This window comes from Melioribacter sp., assembly GCF_049325435.1.
Lineage (GTDB): Bacteria > Bacteroidota > Ignavibacteria > Ignavibacteriales > Melioribacteraceae > Melioribacter > Melioribacter roseus.
Genome location: NZ_JBMOLD010000001.1, coordinates 141,999 through 159,636 on the forward strand (window position 1 = coordinate 141,999; position 17,638 = coordinate 159,636).

Sequence of the window (17,638 nt, forward strand, 5' to 3'; positions counted from 1 at the left end):
CCTTGATATGAAGTTTTTCAACGGCAGGAAAATTCTGATTCTCAAGTTACTCTTATTGTCATTCATAATAATCAGCGCGCAAGAGAAAAAGCCGGTCGTACCGCAATTTAAGCCGCCAGAATGGACAAAAAATGTCGTTATGTACGAAGTAAACGTAAGACAATACACGCCCGAAGGAACTTTCGAAGCGTTCGAAGAACATTTACCGAGACTGAAAAAAATGGGCGTCGATATTTTGTGGTTCATGCCGATCCACCCGATCGGAGAGAAGAACAGAAAAGGCAGCCTCGGCAGTTATTATTCAATCAAAGATTACAAAGCGATTAATCCCGAATTCGGAACCGAAGAGGATTTCAAACATCTTGTGAACAAAGCGCACGAGATGGGCTTCCATGTAATGCTCGACTGGGTGGCAAATCACACAGCCTGGGACAATGTCTGGACGGAAACGCATCCGGAATTTTTCAGCAAGAACGAAAAAGGCGAGTTCTATCCCCCCGTTCCGGATTGGCATGATGTAATAGATCTCGATTTTTCAAACAAAGAATTATGGAACTATATGATTGACGCGATGAAATATTGGGTATCCGAATTCGACGTTGACGGCTTCAGATGCGACTACGCTAACGGCGTTCCTATCGAATTCTGGACTGCGGCAAGAAAAGAGCTCGAAAAAGTAAAACCCCTGTTCATGCTTGCCGAAGCAGCCGAACCCGAAATGCATATTGCTCATGATATGACTTACAACTGGCAGCTTAAAGACATAATGAATAAAATAGCCGCGGGCGAATTGAACGCCGCCGCTTTGACAAACCACATATTGACAGAGAAGAAAGAATATCCGAAAGAAGGTTACAGACTAAATTTCACGACCAATCACGACGAAAATTCATGGAGCGGAACAGTATTCGAACGACTCGGCGAAAGCGCCGAAATGTTCTCGGTATTAACGACAACAATTCACGGAATGCCCCTTTTTTACAGCGGTCAGGAGGCGGGACTCAACAAAAGACTACGCTTCTTCGAAAAAGACACTATCGATTGGTCGAATCTTGTATTTGAGGATCTCTTTACAAAATTGTGCGAACTCAAAGAAAAGAACAAAGCTATCTGGAGCGGATTATACGGCGGAGAAGTTATTCTAATCGAGAACGACAATCCCGAAAATATTTTTTCATTTTACCGCGAAAAAGACGGTTACCGTTTAATAGCGTTTTTCAACGCTTCGCCGAAAGACCAAGAATTTTCGTTTAAATCCGAGAACCTCGCCGGTTCTTACAATAATTATTTCACTTCGGAAGAAGTAACCTTAAATACAGACGACACATTGACGCTCAAACCGTGGGAATACATTATTCTTGTTAATAAATAGAACAGGTTACATATGGAAAAACCCCGTTTAAGTTTCTGGCAAATATGGAACATGAGTTTTGGATTTTTCGGAATCCAATTCGGTTTTGCTCTGCAAAATGCAAACGTAAGCAGAATATTCGAAACATTAGGAGCAAGCATTGACGATATTCCGATACTCTGGATTGCGGCTCCAGTTACAGGCTTGATAGTCCAGCCGATTATAGGGCACATGAGCGACAGGACATGGAATAAACTCGGCAGAAGGAAGCCGTATTTTCTGACAGGGGCGATTTTAGCCTCTCTTGCGCTAATCGTAATGCCAAACTCGCCGGCTCTCTGGGTTGCGGCAGGCATGCTGTGGATAATGGACGCTTCAATCAATATTTCGATGGAACCCTTCAGAGCATTTGTGGGGGATATGCTCCCCTCGTCTCAACGCACGTTGGGTTTTTCGATGCAAAGTTTTTTCATCGGCTCCGGAGCCGTAATAGCGTCGGCGCTGCCTTATTTAATGACAAATTGGTTCGGCATCAGCAATGTGGCGCCGGACGGTAAAATTCCCGACAGCGTCAAGTTCGCTTTTTACATTGGCGCCGCCGTTTTTTTTCTTTCCGTTCTCTGGACGGTTCTCACATCGAAAGAATATTCGCCCGAAGAACTGGAAAAATACGCCGTTCATTCCGCGTCTGAAGAAAACGGAAATTACGAAGAGCGGTTTGTCGAAAGCGAAAAGTTGATGCGCAACGGCATTATATGGTTCCTGTCGGGTTTGATTCTGTACCTTGTTTTTTATTTTAAGATTTATATCGATTACGGAGTGGCACTCTTTTTACTCGGAGCCGCCGCATTCGGCGTACTTCAAATACTTGCAGGATTGTTGATTAAGAACGACAAAAAAAAGAACGGATTCGTAGTTATCATTAACGACCTGTATAATATGCCGAAAACGATGGTTCAGCTGGCGTACGTTCAATTCTTTTCCTGGTTTGCGCTCTTTTCGATGTGGATTTATACTACTCCGGCCGTTACGCATCATATCTACGGCGCAACCGATACATCCTCGGCGTTATATAACGAAGGCGCAAACTGGGTCGGAGTTTTAATGTCGGTCTACAACGGATTTGCGGCTCTGATGGCATTTGTTCTAATTATAATGGCGCGGAAAACAAGCCGGAAAACCGTTCATGCAATCAGCCTTATTTTCGGGGGAATCGGTCTGCTCTCCTTCTATTTCATCAAAGACCCCGAATTGCTGCTCGTTTCGGAACTGGGAATAGGACTTGCCTGGGCGTCGATACTTGCCATGCCGTATGCAATATTAACCGGTTCGCTCCCGCAAAAGAAAATGGGAGTTTATATGGGGATATTCAATTTCTTCATAGTTATTCCGCAAATAACCGCGGCTGCAATTTTGGGATTTTTCGTTCGCGCTGTTTTTGCCGGCGAAGCCATTTACGCTCTTGTACTGGGAGGTATATCGATGTTCCTGGCGGCTATATTAGTTAGCTTCGTTCACGATAAAGACAATACAAAATAGCCGGTCAACTTTTTATGAACTTTATCGATAATAATATATCGGATACAAAGGAGCCTGTCGCAACGAACGCTAAAAGACGGGCAGCAGGCTATATTTGATAATAACGGACTTAATATATAATCTGACGTTACTTATTTCGATAAGCATTTTATCGGGCTACGCAGACCTCTACTTCCCCCGCAATTCTCTTTCGGGCAAGATTACGCAAGGATTTGTTTTCGGTATCACCGCGGTTACCGGGATTATTTTTTCTTATAATTTAAGCGAAGGAATTTTAATCGACGGCGTTTCGATTATACCGGGCGTCGCCGCTTTATTCTTCGGCTTTACCTCGGGATTAATCGCTACGCTTACCGCCATTTTCTACAGAACCTCGTTGGGAGGAATCGGAATTTATACGTTTGTATTGACAACTCTTACTTCTTTTGCCGTCGGACTGATATTTAATCGATACGCAAAATTCCGCGCTAAAGAATTGAACGCCTTCCATTTCTATTTTATGGGATTAATGATTCACGCCGCCATGTTATTCTACCTGCTTTTATTGCCGGGAAATATTGTTAAGGAATCATACGAAAGCGTAGCGTTTACAATTATTACTGTATTCCCGATAGCGACAGTTCTTATATGTAAAATCTTATCCGATCAATTGAACCGCTACAAATCCGCCAATAATATGAAAGCGCGGGAAGAATTATTCCGGACCACACTGTACAGTATCGGGGAAGCAGTGATTACTACTGACGCGAAAGGTCTAATAAAAAGTATGAACAGCGTCGCCGAAAAATTAACGGGTTGGAATGAAAAGGAATCGGTCGGCAAACCGGTAAGTAAAGTCTTTAACATAGTCAACGAATATACAGGTATAAAATCCAGGGATCCGGTCGAGCTTGTGCTTATTGAGAAGAAAACCGTCGCTTTTGCCAATCATACTCTGTTAATCAATAAAAACGGGGATAAAATACCGATTGCCGACAGCGGCGCTCCCATTAAAAACGACGCCGGCGACATTACGGGCGTCGTTCTCGTTTTTAGAGATCAATCTCAGGAAAGAGAAATCGAAAACAGAATTGTCGAGACAAACCACATTCTTCAAAATATTCTCGATACGGCGCCCGTGAGCATTTTCTGGAAAAACAGAGAATCGGTCTATATCGGCTGTAACAAAGCTTTTGCGCTTCAGGCAGGATTTAATTCTCCCTCCGAAGTATACGGCAAAAACGATCGCCATATGAAATGGCATAAAGAAGCGGGTAAAATTATCGAGGAGGACAGAAACATAATATCAAACGACGCAAATAGTCTCGGGAAGATTGAAAAATTCATTTTGAAAGACGGCTCTGTCAAATGGCAAAGGATTAACAGAGTTGCCTTAAAAAACACAGCGGGCGATATCACGGGCATACTCGGCACTATGGAAGATATTACGGATCAAAAACTTCTCGAAGAAAAACTTGCAATTGACGAAGACCGATTACGAATGTTGGTTGAAGGAACCCCGGATTTCTTTTTCTACACACAGGACACAGCCGGAAACTTGAATTACATTTCACCTTCGGTCGAAAGGATTACCGGACACACTATTGAAGAATGGTTGGCAAAACGGGACTGGTTTACCACCGATAATCCTATCAATAAGCTGGCAAAAGAAATTACCGCAACGCATCTTAAAGGTTTGCAAACCGAAGAACCGATTTATATCGAAATTAAGAGCAAAAACGGCGAGCTTATATTCCTTGAAATTTACGAGCATCCTATTATACGAAACGGGAAAGTTACGGGACTGCAAGGCGTGGCTCATAATATAACAAACGAAAAGAACGCAACCGAAAAACTTAAAACTTCGGAAGCCGAACTTCAGGCTATTTTCGACGCTCTGCCCGACGTTGTTTTCACAATTAATAACGAAGGCAGATATCTGAAAATTTCTTCTTCGAATCAGGAATTGTTATATAAACCGGCTGACAATCTCTTAAACAAAACGCTGCACGAAGTCCTTCCCGAACAAACCGCCGACTATTTTCTTCAGATAATTCATAATGTATTGGACAATCAGAGAGGCGGACAAATCGAATACGAACTCGAAATCAACGACGAAATCAAAAATTTCCTAGCGACTATCGAGCCCCTGACTGACGATACAGTATTATGGGTAGCGAGGGATATTACTTTAATTAAAAGCTACCATAAAGAATTGATCGAGGCGAAAGAATCGGCAGAAAAAGCCGACAAACTCAAAAGCGAATTCCTCGCGCAAATGTCGCACGAAATCCGCAGCCCTATCAATAATATCCTCGGTCATATTTCCCTCGTTAAAATGTTCATCGAGGGGAATTCTTATATGGACGAAGATTTGAATTTCAGTTTTGACGCCATCGATAATTCCAGCAAGCGGATTGTGCGTACGATCGACGCCATACTCAATATGTCCGATTTGTCGTTGGGCACATACAAGCCGAACAAGAAAAAAATCGATATCCGTGCAATAGTAGAAAGTCTTTACAACGAATATAAATCGGCGGCGGAAAGAAAAAATTTACGATTAGCAATTAATAACAACGCCGACGTTTGCTCAATCTTCTCGGACGACTATTCGGTTTATCAAATAATCGCCAACTTAATCGACAATGCTATTAAGTATACAAAAAAAGGGGGCGTCGAAATAACTTTGAACAATCAGAAAGACGCTCTCGAAGTAAAAATTTCAGATACAGGCATAGGCATCTCGGAAGAATATCAAAAAGATTTGTTTACGGCATTTTCCCAGGAAGAACACGGGTATACACGGAAATTCGAAGGAACGGGACTCGGCATGTCGCTCGTCAAACGATACTGCGAATTGATAGGCGCCGGCATTGAAGTCGAAAGCAAGAAAGAAATTGGCACTACATTTACACTGACATTTCCGCAAAATATTCGCCTCAATTAACCGCGCTTAAGAACTATATTCCGGATTAATACGTTTTAAGAAGAAAATTCATTAAATTAGGCGCTTATTTTTTTGTACAATGGAGAATTGAATGAAAAAGATACGTAACATAGCGATAATAGCGCATGTTGATCACGGTAAAACTACATTGGTAGACCAAATACTGAAGCAGTGCAATATATTCAGACAAAATCAAGTTGTAAGAGAAAGGTTCCTCGACTCGAACGATCTGGAGCGGGAAAGAGGAATTACCATCTTGGCAAAACATATAAGCATCCCTTATAAAGACTATAAGATAAACATTATCGATACGCCGGGGCACGCGGATTTCGGCGGCGAGGTCGAACGTGTATTGAAAATGGCCGACGGCGTTCTGCTGCTCGTCGATTCGTTCGAAGGACCGATGCCGCAGACGCGTTTTGTACTCGAAAAAGCGTTGAGCCTGAATCTGGCTCCGATTGTTGTCATCAATAAAATAGACCGCCCTGATAACAGACCTGCGGAAGTTTTAAATGAAGTGTACGATTTGTTTATCGATCTGGGAGCCGACGAAACACAACTCGAATTTCCCGTCTTTTATGCCAGCGGGCGCGAGGGTTGGGCGGTATCCGATTTATCTCATAAAAAGAAGGATATTACTCCCCTTCTCGAATCGATAATTAAAGATATTCCCCCTCCGCCGATGAATGCCGGTTCCACGCAAATACAAATTACCACTCTCGATTATAACGATTATATCGGCAGAATCGGAGTCGGAAGAGTTTTCAGAGGCGTTCTCCAAAAATCTCAAGACCTCTCGATTATCAAACGCGACGGCAAAGTTCACCCGATTTCGATTAAACAAATTTTCGTCTTCGACGGGCTCAACAGACAGGAAGTCGATTCGGTCGATTATGGAGATATTTGCGCAATTGTGGGAGTCGAAGATATCGATATCGGAGACACAATAGCGGATTCAAACAATCCCGAACCGCTGCCTCTGATAACAATCGACGAGCCGACAATAAGCATGACATTTACGGTTAACAACTCGCCTTTCTACGGCAAAGAAGGAAAGTATGTAACTTCCCGCCAGCTCAGGGATCGACTCTACAAGGAGCTCGAACATAATGTAGCATTAAAAGTCGAGGAAACGAATTCTCCCGATTCATTCAAGGTTTCGGGCAGAGGTATTTTGCATTTATCGATATTGGTCGAAAACATGAGACGCGAAGGTTTCGAACTCCAAATTCGGGAGCCGAAAGTAATCTACAAAGAAATAAACGGCAAAAAAGCCGAGCCGATCGAAATTCTGGTTGTCGACGTCCCCGCGGAATATTCGGGCAAGGTTATCGAGCTCGTCGGTCAGCGCCGGGGAGAACTGGTAAAAATGGAAAATAAAGGCTCGGTTCAGAATCTCATTTTTCACATTCCTTCCAGAGGATTAATGGGTTTGAGAACCAAACTGCTTACCGTAACTTCCGGAGAAGGGATAATGCACCACCGTTTTTATCAATACGAATATTTCAAAGGGTCGATAGCAAGAAACAGAAACGGAGCCATCATATCGATGGAAGACGGACCGGTTACGGCATACGCTCTCGATTCGTTGAAAGACAGAGGAAAATTTTTCGTTGAGCCCAGCGACGTAGTTTACCGCGGTCAGGTTATAGGCGAGCACAATAAGGAAAATGATATTGAAGTTAACATCCAGCGCGGGAAAAAATTAACCAATATGCGCGCTTCCGGGTCGGATAAAGCCATTAAGATTCCGCCTCCCATTAAATTCACTCTCGAGGAAGCGCTCGAATATATTAACGAAGACGAAATGGTGGAAGTTACCCCCAAGTCGATTCGTTTGCGCAAACTCTATCTGGACCCTCACGAACGCAAACGCTACAACTTGAACAAAGCCGTTTAATATGTAACGAGCGAATGTTTACCCTGCGCTCAATTTACAATTAGAATTACATTCGCTCGTTGTTTCAATCGTTATTGTAATTTTATAAGTTTGTCCTTTTTCGCCGATTCAAACGCTTTTTGAAGTATCATCATATCTTTATAGCCTTCTTCAAACGGACTGAGATTCTTTATTCCCTTAGTTATAATTTTATAAAAGTGTAAAAATTCATTTTCATATCCGCCGTCGGTTTTTATATTTATTTTCCTTTCTTTCCTTCCGTCTTTTTTGATCACTATCCGATTAGTGTTTTGGATTAGCAAGGAACCTTTGTCGCCGAAAATTATCATCTCGTTACTGTGGAAACCGCGTACGGAAAAGAATATATTGAGAATTCCGTGCATCGATTTATTAAAGTTGAACAGGAACGAAAACGTATCTTCCGTTCCGATTGCCGGATTAACGGATTTCATCGAGGCGTAACCCGATTTTATATCGCCGAACAACATTCGCAAAGCAGCCGCATTATGAACGCCTCCGTCGTAGACAAATCCGCCCGGATATTTATTTTTTTGACGCCATTTCGTTTGTGCGTATTTGTCTTTTAATGTCAGATTATTGAATACGTTCCATACAACCGAATAAACGTCTCCGATCACTTTTTTATCGAGCAATTTTTTGGCTTCGATGTAAAGCGGATCGAACCGGAAATTCTCAGCGAGGAAACAGACAGCCTTAGTACGTTTTTGCATTGCAATCAGTTTTCCGGCTTCGTCGGGTTTTGCAGCCAGCGGCTTTTCGAGGAATACGTGTTTGCCCGACTTAATTGCTTCCGCGGCAAATTTATAGTTCAGCTCGATCGGCACGGCTATTACAACCGCGTCCACATCAGGATTCTTCAGTATCTCTTTGCAATCGGTTGTATACGGAATGCCGCCCGTAAGACGCGAATATTCTTTTGCCTTCTTCTCTGTTCTGTTGCACGCCGCCACAATTTCAAATTTATCTTTATGTTTTTTAATAGCGGGCAGGTGCAATTCCTTAGCCGCAATTCCGCATCCTATTATTCCCAGTCGTATTTTCTTCATATCGATTTTCCTTTATTATTATTAAAATGAATTGCCGCCGTTATAAAAATAAAATTATTCCAAAAATGCAATCTTTCCGCAATAGACTTTGAATTTGTCGTTACAGCAGGAAAGGAAATTTGGGAATGAATCAATCGAAATAAAAAAGGCTGCCCTTTTGAGGCAGCCACTTATTTATCTTATGTAAAGATAAGTCAGTTTGTAAGGAGCTTATCTTCTTTACGAGATATCTGTTTTGATTTACCGTCGCCGTTTCCGTGCGGTTTAAATTCGCCGTTTGCGGCAAATTTGAATTTAGCGATTAATTCGCGCAGATTATTTGTCATTCTGTTGAGTTCGTCTGCGGCGCCTGCAATCTGTTGAATTCCCGCCGCGCTTTCGTTTGTAACTTTGCTTATGGTCTCAACGTTCCGATTGATCTGTTCGCTTGTTGCGCTTTGTTCTTCGCTTGCTGCGGCTACCTGATTAACCACGTCGAGCACCGCGTCGGAAGCTTGAATAATTTCTTCGAGAGATTTGCCCGCTTTCTGAGCCAATTCTTTTCCTGTTTCGACTTCGCCTTTGCCTTCGCTCATCGAAACAACCACATTTTCCGTTACGTCCTGGATACGCTTAATCATATCGGAAATTTCTTTTGTAGCTTTTGTGGTCCTTTCCGCAAGTTTTCTAACTTCGTCCGCAACAACTGCAAAGCCTCTGCCCTGCTCGCCCGCTCTTGCGGCTTCGATTGCGGCGTTCAAAGCCAACAAGTTGGTTTGGTTTGCAATATCGTCGATTACCTGCACAATTTCGCCGATTTGCTCGCTGTTCTTGCCGAGATTTTGAATTTTACCTGCGGCATTAACGACGAAATCGGCAATTTTATTCATTCCTTCTACAGTCTTATTTACAACCTCGCCGCCTTCGCGCGCTACCTGACCGGCTTTTCTGGAAGCTTCGGAAGCCAGAGTAGCGTTTTTCGAAGTGCTCATAATCGTCTTTGTCATTTCCTCGACCTGCAGAACAACTTCGTTAGCCTGAGCGGTTTGTTCCTGGGCGCCTGCCGCCATTTGTTCCGTAGACGATGAAATTTGTTCGCTTATCGACGCCGTCAGATTAACCATCTCGGCTATGTTGCTCAATATATCGGTCAACGATTCGCCGAGAGAATTGATGCTGTTGACAATCAGTTTATGGTCGCCTTTGAAATCGCCTTTGACGCGTGCGTCGAAATTTCCCTTAGCCATTTCAGCCAGCACGTCCACGCTAACCTTAATCGGCGTAAAGAGCGCGTCAAGCGTAGCGTTGACGCCGGCGACAATTTCTTTATACGCTCCGTCGAATTTTTCGGGATTTCCCCGTTTGGTCACTTTTCCTTCAATAATTTCGTCGGTAATCGATTTCAACTCGTCTATCAAATTCCTCAAGTTGCCGATCATCTTAAGCATACTGTCGGAAAGCTCGTCGTCTTCGGAGAGCGTTTTGATTTCCACGCTCAAATTGCCTCTGGAAATTTCCGTCGCGGCTTTAATTTTTTCGTGCTGCGAATGTCTTAACTGTTCCAGCATATCGGCAAGCTCGCCGAATTCGTCTTTTGTCGCCACGGCGACTTTATCTTTAAAATTACCGACGGAAAATTTGCCTACCACGTCTTTCATATATTGAACGGGCTTCATCAGAGATTTAACCATGTAGAAGAAGACGAAGAAGAAGAAGACCGTACCGAAAGCAATTCCGAAGAATATAACCAGGCGGGAAGACGAAACGGCGTCCGACAGATTCGAATTCAACGCCTCGCCTTTTTGAGTAAGATTATCCTTAAGGTTTTTGAAATTGCTTAATATCTGCTCGCCTATTTCTTCGCCGGATGTAGTTGCAACGACTGCGGCGAGTTCATAGTCTTTAATTGCCGCCGCGCTTATTGTGCCGTCGATAACCAGACTTTTATAATCGCTCCAGCTTTTATTGATACTCGTCAAATCCTCTTCGATGCTCGTACCGGCGTATTTTTGCGTAAGATTCGCCAGAGCGGAATCGATTACTTCTTTCGATTTCGAAAGCTTGGTAAGATTGCTGTTTAATTCGGGTTCGAAACTCGGAATGGAAAATTTAAGGAGCGTATTTTTCAGACCTTCGAATTCCCGGTAAATTTTGTCGACTTCGTTCGAGGGGGCAATATAATCGGCATAAATCTGGTCTTTGTAATCGTTAATTTTGAACATCTGATACAAATCATTACCGATTACAGCCGTGCAAATAGCCCCGAGTATGATATACGAGACGCGCAGTTTGGTTTTGAACTTCAGATTTTTAATTGAAATCATGGCACTTTCTCAATTTTAATTTAATTTAAATACAAACGACATAGTAAGTTTAACTTTGACCGGCTGACCGCCTTTCATGCCGGGTTTGAATTTACTCGATTTAAGGACGCGTTCAACTTCTTCACTGCAGCCGCCTCCGACGCCCTTTATTATTTTCACGTCGTCGACGTCGCCGTTTTCATTTATATACGCCATGGCGATTACCCTGCCTTCCTGTCCGGTCTTTTTGGCAAACTCGGGATATTGAATTTTTTTCATCAGGTTTGCCAAGCCGTCTACCGGCTCGGGCATTACTTCTGCAATCGGCAGATAATCCTCGTCGCCGGGCATCAGTAAATTAGCCGACGCCGGAATATCGATTTTCATTACAAGAAGAATTAAAAGAAACAAAAACAGGTTTCTTATTTTCATTTCATTACTCCGTTATTATTAATAAATGCCTTGTTCGTTCATGAATTTTGAATACGCTTTATCCGAACCTTTAATATGTTTGGTTAACCAATTTGTCAGAAAGTTCATTATTTCGAGCGACAATCCGGCTCGACTGTTTTGAAAATCTTCGTAAAACTTTCCAACTGAATTTACAAAGTCGTCGTGCTCTTTTTTGTGCTGCAGTTTGTCCGGATAGCTATATTTTTCAAATAAATCTTCTTCGGATTTAAAATGAGTTTTTGTGTAAGCTATTAAATCGAAGATAATTTTAGACAGAACTTCGTTGGACTTGCCCTGCTTCATTGCATCGTAAAGCAAATTAATAGTATCGACTAATTTTTTGTGCTGGCTGTCGAGCACTTTGACCCGGACGCTGTATGTGTCGTTCCAATTAATTAAGGACATCCTTTTCCCCGTTTTATTCAATTATTTTATATTCTATTATCGCATGAAACAACGATTTTTTAAGTATGAAAATCAGTTATTCATCCTGTTGAGTTCGATTTTTTCCTGAGTAGAAAGAATTTTTTCAAGGTCAATCAGAATCAATAACCTGTCGTCGAGCTTACCGACAGCTTTAATAAATTCGGCGTTTACGCCGGCAACTATATCCGGAGGCGGTTCGGTTATGTTAGCAGGAATTCTGAGCACTTCCGTAACCGCATCGACAATGAATCCGACGGTTTTTCCCGCTACTTCGACGACTATAATGCGCGTATTTTTGTCGTGTTCTTTCCTCGCCATTCCGAGTTTTGTTCTGAGATCAATTACGGGAATGATTCTCCCTCTCAGGTTAACAACGCCGTCCACGAAATCGGGCGCATTCGGAACTTTTGTAATTTCCATCATGCGGATAATTTCCTGTACCAAGAGAATATCCACGCCGTATTCTTCTTCGCCAATCAAAAAACTTACAAGTTGGAGTATTTCGGCGTTTTCCACTTTTTGTGCGGTCATTTTTTCCCCATTTTTAATCCACCTACATCCTATTATCGAACTTAGCGCCGAATAGTTAAGTTTATCGCATATATTTTATTATTTAATATTACATTATTCTTTTTTTGTGGACTTTTTCGGAAAAAAATTGAATATTGTTCGGGAGTTATTCAATAAGAAATAAATAAGACGTCAATTAATTAACATAGGGCTTTTGATTCTCTGCGGCGGTATCGATGAAAAATAAGAAATCAATAAATAGCGACCCTTTGCGCAAAGAATTCGAAGCTTTAAAACGCAAATTCAATCGTTTAAATAAAGAGTGCGAAAAACTAAAATCGGAAAAAGAAAATTACCAGTTGTTGATCGAAAACCAGACCGACCTGGTCGTAAAAGTCGATACAGAGGGCAGGTTCTTATTTGTGAGTCCTTCCTACTGCGAGTTGTTCGGGAAAAAAGAAGAAGAATTAATCGGGCAAAAATTCATTCCGCTGGTGCACAAAAACGACCGCAAAGCGACCAAAGAAGCCATGCAGGCTTTATATAAACCGCCCTATTCGTGCTATCTGGAGCAGCGCGCAAAAACAAAACGGGGTTGGAGATGGCTCGCCTGGTCGGACAAAGCTATCCTCGACGAAGAGAACAATGTTGTTGCTATAGTCGGCGTCGGACGGGATATTACCGAGAAAAAAGAACTCGAGGAAAAAATAAAAGAGGACGAACGGCAACTGCGGCTTTTTTACGAAAACATGTTCATTGGCGTTTACCGGACGACTCCTGACGGTAAAATTTTATTCGTAAATCCGGCGTTGATAAAAATGTTGAAATACGATTCTTTCGAGGAACTCGCCAGCCGTAATCTTGAAGCCGAAGGCTTCGAACCCGGATACGAAAGGTCCGAATTTAAGTCGATAATGGAAAAGGAAGGACAAATTATCGGATACGTCTCGAAATGGAAATGCAAAGACAATACATACATCTGGGTGCGCGAGAGCGCCAAAGCCATTTCCGATTCCAGCGGGAAAATTATTTTTTACGACGGAACCGTCGAAAATATTACAAGCTGGAAAGAAGCCGAAGAAGAACTCGAAAAGGAACGCAGTCTGTTGAAGACGCTTATCGATTCAATTCCCGACCAGATTTTCGTTAAGGACAAAGAAGGCAGATTCCTTATAAACAACAAATCCCACCTGCAATCTCTCAAACTGAGGAATCAGGAGCAGGCTCTCGGTAAAAGAGAAGAGGAATTATCCGCCTCGTACGATCCGTCTTCCGATAATATATATGAAATAATATCAACCGGCGAGCCGTCTCTCAATAAAGAAGAATTTTATATCACCTCGGAAAATAAGACAGGCCGCGCCTTGACGTCGAAAGTTCCACTGAAAAGCAGAAACGGAAAGATAATAGGGATTATCGGCATCAGACGAGACATCACCAGACTCAAAGAGTTCGAACAGGAATTGCAGGAAAACGAAGAAAAATTCAGAACAATAATTGAGCAGCTCTATGACGGCATTATTCTGGTTGACGAAAAAGGCGAAATTATCGAATGGAATAATGCGATGACAGATTTTACGGGCTTGAAAAAAGACGAAGTGATTCACAAAAATTACAACGAGATAGCCGCCGCTTTGCTGCCGGATCCGGATCAGCGACCGCCGTTTCTTAACATTACGGAGATTCCCCTCCCCGACATTATTAAGAGTTACGGGCACCTCTATTTCCATAAGCCGTTCGAATTTAATTTGCGTCAGCCGAACGGCAACGAACTTATAATGCAAATGATTTTATCCCCCGTCAAAACCAAATACGGCAAAAGCGTATGCGCTATAGTAAGAGACGTTACGCAAACTAAAAAGTATAATAAAACGCTCGAAATTTATCTTGAAGAGCTCGAAAAGAAAAACGACGAGCTGGAAAAGTTCACCTACACAGTATCCCACGATCTCCGAAGCCCGGTAATAACCATCAAAAGCTTCGTCGGTTTGATGCTCGAAGATATCAAAAAGGGTAAAACGGATAAAATTCTGCCTGATCTCCAAAAAATTTCCAACGCGGTCGACACGATGTCCGAAATGCTCGACGGTTTGCTCAGACTATCCCGAATATCCCGCGCTCAAAATGCCATTTCGCAAATACCGATGAACGAAATCATACGGGAGGCGCTGGCGGCGCTCCAGGGCATTTTACCGCCAAACTCGGAAATCAAAATAAATCCTTCGCTGCCGCCGATCGAGGGCGACCGCCTTAAAATAAAAGAAGTTTGGCAAAACTTAATTGAGAATGCAATAAAGCATTCCCGAAAAAACGAAAATTTGATAATCGATATCGATTTTAAGATAGACGATAAATACGTCACATACATCATACGCGACAACGGCGCGGGAATACCCGAAGATAAAATAACTACAATTTTCAATCTCTTCGAAAAAGGATATTCCGGAACCGGTGGAGCCGGTTTGGGTTTGTCGATCGTTAAAAAAATTGTTGAATCGCATAAAGGTTCCGTATGGGCTGAATCTTCCGGAACCGGTAAAGGGGCGTCATTTTTTATAAAATTGCCCTACAGTCGTAATCCTAAATAATTAAGGCGCAACTCATTCAGAGGGAATTATGGCTATTAAAATATTAATTGTGGAAGACGACGATAATCATTACGAATTACTGGAAAGAGGATTCGATAAAAAGCCGGGCGAGTATTTATTAAAAAGATGCGAAACCATTGCGGATGCGATGAAGGCTATCGAGGAATTTTCTCCCATGCTGATACTTTCCGATTGGAAACTGCCCGACGGCAACGGCACTTTTTTGCTCCAGAAAGACGACGACGGCAATATTTTAATTCCTCTGATTTTAATGACAAGCTACGGCAACGAATCGATTGCAGTTGAGTCGATTAAACTTGGCGTGATGGATTATATCGTCAAATCGCCCGATACTTTTCTCGATATAACTCATATCGTCGAGAGAACTCTCCGAGAATGGAATCACCTTTTGGAAAAAAGAAAGATAGCTCTTCGGTTGAATCTTCTGTCGCACGCCGTTGAACAGAGCAAAGTTATTGTTTTGATAACCGACCAGGAAGGATATATTCAGTACGTAAATCCGAAATTCGAAAATGTGACCGGATACAAACTGGATGAAGCAATCGGCAAGAAACCTTCGATATTGAAATCCGGGAAAGTAAATCCGGATATCTACAAAAATTTATGGGAGACAATCCTTTCCGGCAAGTCGTGGCACGGCGAGTTTCTGAACAGATCGAAATTCGGAGAGTATTATTGGGAATCCGCCACTATTTCCCCCATTAAAAATATACGGGGCAAAATCACTCACTTTATCAAAATCTCCGAAGACATTACCGAAAAAAAGAATATGGAACTGACGCTGAAAGCCGCTTTAGAAAAAGCCGAAGAGTCGAATATTCTCAAGACTTCCATTTTGAGCAACATGAACCACGAAATACGCACTCCGTTAATGGGAATCCTCGGCATGACGGAATTAATGATGGAAGAAACCGCCGACGAGAATCTAAGAGAAATGTTAATCCGGATTCGCAGCTCCGGCAAAAGATTAATGAAGACTTTGAATTCGATACTCGATTTGTCTGAACTCGAAAGCAGTCAAATAAAAGTAAAACGCGAGGATTATAATCTCACCCAAAATATCGAATTTATTGTAGAGCCGTTTAAGGAAATAATACGACAGAGGAAACTCGACTTCAAACTCGTAACGCCGCGCGAAGATTTGATCGTTTCAGGGAATAAAGATTTTATCGAGCAATCGATTTCCAACATCCTCGATAATGCAATTAAATACACGCCTAAAGGGTCGATTACTGTCATTATTGATAAAGAATATAGCGGCAAAAAACATTTCGCCAAAATATCCGTTTCAGATACCGGAATCGGCATACCTAAGCGGCAAATAGGTTTAATTTTTCAGGAATTCCGGCAGGTAAGCGAAGGCACCAACCGGTCATACGAAGGCGCCGGACTGGGACTTACCACCGCAAAAAAAATGATTGAATTAATGGACGGCTCTATTTCGGTCGAGAGCAAAGAAGGCGAAGGTTCTACGTTTACTATTCTACTGCCTCTCGTTCAGGCTAAGGAAATTGAGAAAGCGGCGCCTAAAGAAAAGAAATCTAAGAGCTATAATAATTTTTCAATTCTCTATGTGGAAGACAATATAATAAATCAGGAGGTAATCAAATCCTTTTTGAGCGAGAAAGCGGAAGTGGACGGCGCGTTGAACGCAAAAGAAGCTTTAAGAATGATTGTGCAAAAAAAGTATTCAATGATACTGATGGATATTCACCTCGGTATGGGAATGGACGGAATCAAATTGACAAAAGAGTTGCGTAGAACCGAAGACTATAGAAATACTCCCATCATAGCTGTAACAGGCTATGCGAGCAATCTCGACAAAGACAGATTTCATACATGCGGATTCAACCAGATTCTGGTTAAACCGTTTACTAAAGAAGAGATATTGGAAGCTATCGAGAGCTTTTTGAATAAATAAAAAAGGCGGACATAAGCCCGCCTCGAAGGAGTATGTATGAAATGATAAACTAACTTTCTTTTAATTCTTTTAAGATTGCCTCGGCTACTTTATTAATCACTTCGTCGGAATCGTAAAATTTCGAACTGATTTTCTGCTTGATTTCCTCCAATCTCTTTGAAGCGGCTTCGTTTTTTGCGAGTTCTCTCGCAGTCGAAGAGATCTCGATTTTGTCGGTCTCTTTTGCTTCCGGCTGCTTCACCGAAGCCTTCTTCAACTGATTTGGGTCGTGTGTAAACGTCGAATTATTCGATATTCCTTTTATGTCCACTTTTTCACCTGATATAATTTACTATTTTTCTTTGGCTGTTCAAGGCAGAAATCTCTTTTTCAACTTTTTTCAGCTCATTCTTGAACCGCTCTATTATATTATCGTATTTTTCTTCGATAAGTTTAGCCTTTAAGAGGATCTCCGGTTCGTTTTTTTCGAAATATTCTTTTCCCCATTTGGCGCAGACGTCTTTTTTCAGTTTCTGGATGACCATCATGCTTTCCAGAGCTTCCTGAAATTTATCGTCAAAATTATCAAAATTTATGGAATCCAACTGCTGCGTCAGTAAATCCATCAACTGATTCATAGCGGATAATTTATTTTTAAGATCCGTATCCATA

At 42.1% G+C, this 17,638-nt stretch carries 13 protein-coding genes; 6 read left to right on the forward strand and 7 right to left on the reverse strand.

Going from position 1 to position 17,638, the window contains the following annotated elements:
- Positions 1–7 precede the first annotated feature (7 nt).
- From ACOYVE_RS00580 to typA, 4 genes are all read left to right on the forward strand, one after another.
- Positions 8–1,372, forward strand: a complete 1,365-nt coding sequence (locus ACOYVE_RS00580; protein ID WP_422880492.1) for an alpha-amylase family glycosyl hydrolase — start codon at positions 8–10, stop codon at positions 1,370–1,372.
- Between the two features lie 12 nt (positions 1,373–1,384).
- A complete protein-coding gene (locus tag ACOYVE_RS00585; protein ID WP_422880493.1) occupies positions 1,385–2,890 on the forward strand; it encodes an MFS transporter in 1,506 nt (501 codons plus the stop codon).
- Positions 2,891–2,984: 94 nt separating this feature from the next.
- A complete protein-coding gene (locus tag ACOYVE_RS00590) occupies positions 2,985–5,819 on the forward strand; it encodes a PAS domain S-box protein (protein ID WP_422880494.1) in 2,835 nt (944 codons plus the stop codon).
- Between the two features lie 91 nt (positions 5,820–5,910).
- Complete coding sequence (gene typA, locus ACOYVE_RS00595) at positions 5,911–7,719, forward strand: translational GTPase TypA (protein WP_422880495.1); 1,809 nt, start codon at positions 5,911–5,913, stop codon at positions 7,717–7,719.
- Positions 7,720–7,790: 71 nt separating this feature from the next.
- Here the strand turns inward: typA and ACOYVE_RS00600 are convergent, their stop codons facing one another.
- The 5 genes from ACOYVE_RS00600 to ACOYVE_RS00620 form a co-directional block, all read right to left on the reverse strand.
- Positions 7,791–8,786, reverse strand: coding sequence for a Gfo/Idh/MocA family protein (locus tag ACOYVE_RS00600; protein ID WP_422880496.1), 996 nt, complete (start codon positions 8,784–8,786; stop codon positions 7,791–7,793).
- Positions 8,787–8,980: 194 nt separating this feature from the next.
- Complete coding sequence (locus tag ACOYVE_RS00605; RefSeq protein WP_422880497.1) at positions 8,981–11,089, reverse strand: HAMP domain-containing methyl-accepting chemotaxis protein; 2,109 nt, start codon at positions 11,087–11,089, stop codon at positions 8,981–8,983.
- 15 nt (positions 11,090–11,104) lie between these two features.
- Positions 11,105–11,500 carry an energy transducer TonB gene (locus ACOYVE_RS00610; RefSeq protein ID WP_014856856.1) on the reverse strand — a complete coding sequence of 132 codons (396 nt, stop codon included), beginning with the start codon at positions 11,498–11,500 and terminating at the stop codon, positions 11,105–11,107.
- An 18-nt stretch (positions 11,501–11,518) separates the two neighbouring features.
- Positions 11,519–11,926, reverse strand: a complete 408-nt coding sequence (locus tag ACOYVE_RS00615; RefSeq protein ID WP_422880498.1) for a bacteriohemerythrin — start codon at positions 11,924–11,926, stop codon at positions 11,519–11,521.
- A gap of 72 nt (positions 11,927–11,998) precedes the next feature.
- On the reverse strand, positions 11,999–12,478 hold the full coding sequence (locus ACOYVE_RS00620; protein ID WP_422880499.1) for a chemotaxis protein CheW: 480 nt from the start codon (positions 12,476–12,478) through the stop codon (positions 11,999–12,001).
- A 215-nt stretch (positions 12,479–12,693) separates the two neighbouring features.
- On the opposite strand from ACOYVE_RS00620, the gene ACOYVE_RS00625 reads away from it, so the two are divergent.
- Both ACOYVE_RS00625 and ACOYVE_RS00630 read left to right on the forward strand, forming a co-directional pair.
- On the forward strand, positions 12,694–15,045 hold the full coding sequence (locus ACOYVE_RS00625) for a PAS domain-containing sensor histidine kinase (RefSeq protein ID WP_422880500.1): 2,352 nt from the start codon (positions 12,694–12,696) through the stop codon (positions 15,043–15,045).
- 28 nt (positions 15,046–15,073) lie between these two features.
- Complete coding sequence (locus ACOYVE_RS00630) at positions 15,074–16,987, forward strand: response regulator (protein ID WP_422880501.1); 1,914 nt, start codon at positions 15,074–15,076, stop codon at positions 16,985–16,987.
- Positions 16,988–17,036: 49 nt separating this feature from the next.
- Here the strand turns inward: ACOYVE_RS00630 and ACOYVE_RS00635 are convergent, their stop codons facing one another.
- Both ACOYVE_RS00635 and ACOYVE_RS00640 read right to left on the reverse strand, forming a co-directional pair.
- A complete protein-coding gene (locus tag ACOYVE_RS00635) occupies positions 17,037–17,297 on the reverse strand; it encodes a hypothetical protein (RefSeq protein ID WP_422880502.1) in 261 nt (86 codons plus the stop codon).
- A 4-nt stretch (positions 17,298–17,301) separates the two neighbouring features.
- Complete coding sequence (locus tag ACOYVE_RS00640) at positions 17,302–17,637, reverse strand: hypothetical protein (protein WP_422880503.1); 336 nt, start codon at positions 17,635–17,637, stop codon at positions 17,302–17,304.
- Between the last annotated feature and the right edge of the window lies 1 nt (position 17,638).